Below are 5221 nucleotides of genomic sequence, written 5' to 3'. Positions count from 1 at the left end.
AATTCAATCGGTATTGACACTTCAATCACCTTTTCCACCGCATCACCCTGGTGTGGCACGCGAATTTCGCCAAAACTCTGTCCGCAAACCAACCCGTTCGAACAAACTTCACGATACCAGCCCGGCAGCATTTGATAGCTCGAAGAGCCATCGTGGCTATTTAACAAAATAATTTCCTGGACTTCTTTCTGGGTTATCTGCCCGGCCCGGCGTAGCCTCAACATATGCTTTGTATGTTCACGTTTGCTCAAATCCCGCACACGGGTCTGGCAGGCGAAGAACGGTTCAAAACCTTCTTCGCGCAACCGGTCCAGCAACGTAATGGTCGGAATATAGGCGTAACGGGCACTGCGGGATTGATGTTTGTCATCCCCCAGGGCACTGGGCACGTACTGGGCTAACTCATCAACGGTTAATGGGCGGTCGCGGCGAACGGAATTCACCCGACCAAAACGGGAGGCTAAACGTGTCATGAGTATTTCCTTTTTGAATTATCGCTAAATAACAAAACAGGCTCCACCGGATAGCCGGGGAGCCTGTTGAACGCTGCTAATTTATTTTTTACACAAATATCGTTAATAATATGGACAACAATCCGTAAGGAGGGAAACCTCTCAGGAAGGGAGGTTTATGAAGTGTATTAATACGTCAGTATTAATACCTCCTCTTGTGTTAAAGAATGATAGGGAACACAGGCAAGAAGAGCGTCAGTCTTCTTGCCTGATTAAATCCAGTTAATCATGCTGGTATAGATATTTATTGACGGAAAATAAAACGCTGGGGTTCATCAACAATCAATGCCATTATTTTTCCACATGGCATTTATAATCTTGACTGCCATAGGCAGGAAACGCCTGTTTGAGCCCTTCGGTTGGGAAAGTATAGCTTTTATTCCCCACGGTCATTTCCAGGCTGTGTGCATTGCGGAAGGCGTTATAGAAGGCTGAAAATTTCTGTGGTGTGTTGTACACCTCCTGACTGAATGGCGCAGGGTAAGATTGACCATCAATCGTCACGGACATAACGGTGACACCGGGAATAGCATAGTTGTAAGCCAGCTGTTTGTTATTCTTGGCGTTGACGATTTCGGCTGCCGTTGTGACAAAGCCATCACAGGACAACACGAATTTGACCAAACCACTTTTATCTGTGGTTGTATAGACGTCGTTACCGTTGCTGTAAACGCTTTTCCACGGCGCGGCCATCGTCAGCGTGGAGGTAAAAATCAGGCTTGCTACGAGAGATTGGGATAATGTCAGTTTCATTAAAGTTTCCTTATTGGTTATGGTGTGTGAATATAAATGGGTCTATGAATGTGTCCGTCGGTGACGTTATTTTTCAGGAGAATGTCCGTTTGATAAGGGCGTCTGCCAGACCACCGATAAACAGTGTGGTAATGAAGAGGGCACCCACTCGCCCAGCACGAATATTCCCTGATGAAAAGGCATTCGCTTTCATGGTGTCTGCGGCAGCTTTTTGTGCCTGGTAGGCAGTAAACAGAGTGCCGATAATTCCCGTTGCCGTAGCAAGGTGGCGAAATAGAGACATGATGCTTCCCTCATTGACAAGGTAATAGACGATGCTGTGATATTTATTGACCCGATTCGGATGTGGTCAACGCCTTGATATATTGAAAATGCGGTAACGCGGTGATGAACTTCTCTTCGCTGATGATGGTGTTGATGGCCTCCTTTTTGACAAATGTGCTGATGGTCAGCGTGATATCGCTCAGATGGTGCATATCAAACACCTGAATGATGTTGTTGATGGCAGCACACAGATACCAATCCCCGGCAAAATAAATCAGTTTGTAGGGCTCTGCGGCTGCGTGTTTCAGGCCCTCGTAAACAAAGCGGATAATGCGGTTTTCCACAATCGCCTGGGTAATGACATAGAACCCGCCGAATAATGATGGCAGTCGTTTGGGGGGCGCGTTGTAGACGATATAGGGCGAGTCCAGTTCTCTGTTGAGCAACACGGACAGCAACTTTCTGTCCAGTGCGGGAAAGAACTGCTTCACGTCAGTAATGCTGGCAAATTGGATGATGTCCCTGTCGGTACGAAAGGGGCGTTGCGAGTCAGCCAGCCGATAGCAGCCCTCGCGGTGATCCATATCCAGACCGACCAGACGCGTGTTGAAATCCCGGTCCAGTGTACGTAACGAGACATTGAACTCCCGGGCCAACGCAGCCACGGAGAGAGATTCGCCATTGAAGAGCCGACTGATTATAGAGGCCAGCCGGTAAGCGAGCCTGTCATGGCGACGTTCCTGTGCGGACATAATCGATTCCCTGAGTGAAAGGTTCCCCTGCACGACCGTACAGGGGTGCGAGTTATTGCTGTGCGAGGTGTTTCTGGCGTAGGTAGGCCACAATGATACAGGCCGGGACGGTGACCCGATAGGCTGGGCCGGTGACGTCGGCAATGAGCCAGGCAGAACTGAGCGTCAAGCCGATGGGACCAGCCAGGACGGTCAGTGCACGTTGTGCAACAAAGTAGGCACCTATCGTGGCAATCCCGCCCAAGGTATTGATGATATTAATGGCCAGCAGTGTGGCCAGTTCCAGCGCAGCCATGCCGGATGTACGAATGGCTGCTTGCAACGCCATCAACACCAGTTGAGGCGTTGGATTGGACAGATTGAGCTGCATATCACGTGACAACTGCTGCAGCTCCTCTTCGGTCATTTCCGCCAGGCTTTTCTCCATCACTTTCAACAACATGTTCAGTTCAATCGTTTCAATGGAGCTGTCCTTGTTAAAATTGACTTTGAGTTTTTTGCACACGTCAGTCAGCAATTCCCGATAAAGCACACCCTTGTTGAGCCTGGTCAGTGTCGCCAGACTGTTGGCGCCAAAGGCCTGGAGTTCAGCCCCGATGGCCGTCCAATACTTCTGGTGGTCGGGGTAAAACAGGGTGTATTCCGGGGTGCTGGTCAGGCTTTCCGACCAGCGCTTTTTGCCATCTTTGGTATCGTGGGTGAGCACAGAGACCAGTGCGCCCAGGTCGTCGTTGGAGCACTGCCCTAAAAACGTCAGGTCGGGGTCGATGCGGTAGGTCGCCATGGTATTTCTCCAGTGTTGGCCGTAGGTTGCGAACTGGCGACTACTGTAACGGAGGGGCCTGACAGGGTATGGCGGTCAAAACGGTGATTTTCCTAATACCGAGGGGGGGGAATTGGACAGGGTGTGACGCGGCAGGTAAGGTAAAATCGGCTCAGGCCTGGTGCAGAAAGGCGGCGCAGGCTAATGCCCCTACTGACCGTACTGCCAGATAATCCAGTCCGCCGCTGACGACACCACTCAGCAGCGGCACAAGATGGCTCACATGGGCAGTCGGAAGACGGGCAGCCAGTCGAGTGGTCAGAAGTGTGGCGGTTTTTTCAGTCACCTGTTCAAGGGAGCGTGTTGACATCTGTTGGAACAGACAGGTGGCATACGCCTGCAAGCCGTCTTTAGCGACAGTGCCACCGAGGCAGATATAAGCCAGATGGCGGGTACGCACGTCGTGAACATCATACCCAGCCAGCAAAGCGATGGCCGCAATCAACCTGAACTGGAGCAATAGCGGCCCTACCAGACTTGCAGGTAGAGTGATGGGGAGTGTCACTATGCCACCCGCGCCGAGCATAAACCCGCTGGTGGCCGCCTTGGCGGCTTCCCAACGGACCAGACTCAGGGCGGCGCTTTGCGGGGTTGAGAAGGTATTGCGGTACTGCTCTGCCAACTGATGGGCAGAACGGATGCCTGGGCCACCTTGCAGAGCTTTGGCGTATAAGGCATCCAGCCAGCGGGATAACGCTGAAAGAGAGGGCGTCTCATCATGCATATTACAACCTGTCTCATTGAGTGGAAAACACACGCCACGCTTAATGCTGTGGCGTAATTCCCTTCAGTGATATAGGTGTGAAAATGTGTTGATTCACGGTTGGTGGGGCCGTGGGGTAATAAATCAGTAAATACAGACTTCTCAAAAACGAAAAGTATCCTGACCAAGCAACGCCGCACTGCCACGTTCAGCAGCTTCGATAATATTGGCATAAGCTTGCAGTAATTGACCTCGATCTGAGAGAACCTGCGTATCAATCTGGGCTGGTGTTGCACCTTGCTCTGCCAGTATTTTCCTCATCATCAGATAAAAGCTGCGCACAGAGATTTTGTTGCCATATCCAATACCTATCAGTAACTTCTCAAGGCTGGCCTCACTTACTGGATGCTGAGGTGCGGTGCGAGAAGGGAAAAGCAGTGGTCCACTCCCGGTAAGACCCTTAAGCTCGGCAATGATTGCTTGCGCCTGCGTAGGTAGTGGAACGAGCTGTATCATGCCGGTCCCGGATCTCTCCGCAGGGATTGTCCAGATAGCCTCATCGAAATCAAACTCGGTCCAGGTTGCAGCGCGCAGTTCGTCTACCGTGACACCGGTCATTATCAATAATCTGATCGCAAGCCGCTTCAGCTTTGTAACTTGATAACCTTGTAATGCAGTAAAGAAGTCGACAAGCTCAAGTTGCCCCAACGTGACATCACCAGTGATATCACTTTTCGCTTTCTGTGCAGGGGAAAGCGATGTTAACTCCATATGGGCATCACCCTGTATGATGGCAGCACGAATGATATCAGCACAAAAATGACGTGTGACTTGTGTTTCGGCGGTAGAGCCGGAGACTTGCTCTTTTCTCAACAGGACTGTCATCAACTCAAACGGTGTTATTTCCAGAACTGGATGTGCACCGATGTAGGGGAAAACATCCTGTTCCAACCTCGCCATCAATGCTGAAAGTGGTTCTTTAGCCTCAGGTTTACTCTGTAATCGCTGGTGGTACAGGTTCAATGCAGCTTGCTGAAACGTGGCTTTGTTTTTCACGATACGCGTGAGCTTGGTGACATGACGCACATGACAAGGGTTGATACCAGCGGCGACTTTCGCTTTGGCTTCTGCATGCTTTTGTCGCGCTTCAGTTAGTGAGAGTTCGGGGTATTTACCTAATGCGTAGAGTTTCTCTACACCATCAAAGCGAAATTTATAGCGCCAGTAACGTTTTCCGGTTTTTGATACCTGAACATACAATCCGTTACCATCATAACGTCGATAGGCTTTACCTATTGATATCAACGTATCCATGTCTTCATCAGTCAGTGGCATCAGAAATCTCAGAGTGTGAAATATGTCTTTACAAGATTAACAGGAGGACAAAAAATTGATACCCCGATACCCCGATACC

7 protein-coding genes are annotated in these 5221 nt (G+C 50.2%); all 7 read right to left on the bottom strand.

Features of this window, described 5'->3' with window-relative positions:
- Positions 1–473, bottom strand: a 473-nt coding sequence (locus U869_RS0129055; RefSeq protein WP_025122860.1) for a DUF932 domain-containing protein, incomplete at its 3' end; no start/stop codon positions are given.
- Between the two features lie 330 nt (positions 474–803).
- Positions 804–1265, bottom strand: coding sequence for a hypothetical protein (locus tag U869_RS0129050; protein WP_025122859.1), 462 nt, complete (start codon positions 1263–1265; stop codon positions 804–806).
- A 73-nt stretch (positions 1266–1338) separates the two neighbouring features.
- Positions 1339–1548 carry a hypothetical protein gene (locus tag U869_RS0129045; RefSeq protein ID WP_025122858.1) on the bottom strand — a complete coding sequence of 70 codons (210 nt, stop codon included), beginning with the start codon at positions 1546–1548 and terminating at the stop codon, positions 1339–1341.
- 43 nt (positions 1549–1591) lie between these two features.
- Entirely contained in the window at positions 1592–2281 is a 690-nt protein-coding gene (locus U869_RS0129040) for a YafY family protein (protein WP_025122857.1), read from the bottom strand.
- A 52-nt stretch (positions 2282–2333) separates the two neighbouring features.
- Positions 2334–3065, bottom strand: coding sequence for a DUF3944 domain-containing protein (locus tag U869_RS0129035; RefSeq protein WP_025122856.1), 732 nt, complete (start codon positions 3063–3065; stop codon positions 2334–2336).
- Positions 3066–3216: 151 nt separating this feature from the next.
- On the bottom strand, positions 3217–3828 hold the full coding sequence (locus U869_RS0129030) for an EcsC family protein (protein WP_025122855.1): 612 nt from the start codon (positions 3826–3828) through the stop codon (positions 3217–3219).
- Between the two features lie 141 nt (positions 3829–3969).
- The gene (locus U869_RS0129025; RefSeq protein ID WP_025122854.1) at positions 3970–5142 is read right to left on the bottom strand and encodes an integrase arm-type DNA-binding domain-containing protein; all 1173 of its coding nucleotides are present in this window, start codon (positions 5140–5142) and stop codon (positions 3970–3972) included.
- Between the last annotated feature and the right edge of the window lie 79 nt (positions 5143–5221).

This window comes from Serratia sp. H1w (assembly GCF_000633355.1).
Taxonomy (GTDB): Bacteria; Pseudomonadota; Gammaproteobacteria; order Enterobacterales; family Enterobacteriaceae; genus Chania.
The sequence above is the reverse complement of the archived record's forward strand: the minus strand, read 5'-3'. Positions and strand labels throughout refer to the sequence as shown.

What these genes read in the sequence shown, in the direction of transcription:
- U869_RS0129050 (WP_025122859.1), bottom strand. Translation starts at nt 1,265, where the DNA reads ATGAAACTGACATTATCCCAATCTCTCGTAGCAAGCCTGATTTTTACC.
- U869_RS0129045 (WP_025122858.1), bottom strand. Translation starts at nt 1,548, where the DNA reads ATGTCTCTATTTCGCCACCTTGCTACGGCAACGGGAATTATCGGCACT.
- U869_RS0129040 (WP_025122857.1), bottom strand. Translation starts at nt 2,281, where the DNA reads ATGTCCGCACAGGAACGTCGCCATGACAGGCTCGCTTACCGGCTGGCC.
- U869_RS0129035 (WP_025122856.1), bottom strand. Translation starts at nt 3,065, where the DNA reads ATGGCGACCTACCGCATCGACCCCGACCTGACGTTTTTAGGGCAGTGC.
- U869_RS0129030 (WP_025122855.1), bottom strand. Translation starts at nt 3,828, where the DNA reads ATGCATGATGAGACGCCCTCTCTTTCAGCGTTATCCCGCTGGCTGGAT.
- U869_RS0129025 (WP_025122854.1), bottom strand. Translation starts at nt 5,142, where the DNA reads ATGCCACTGACTGATGAAGACATGGATACGTTGATATCAATAGGTAAA.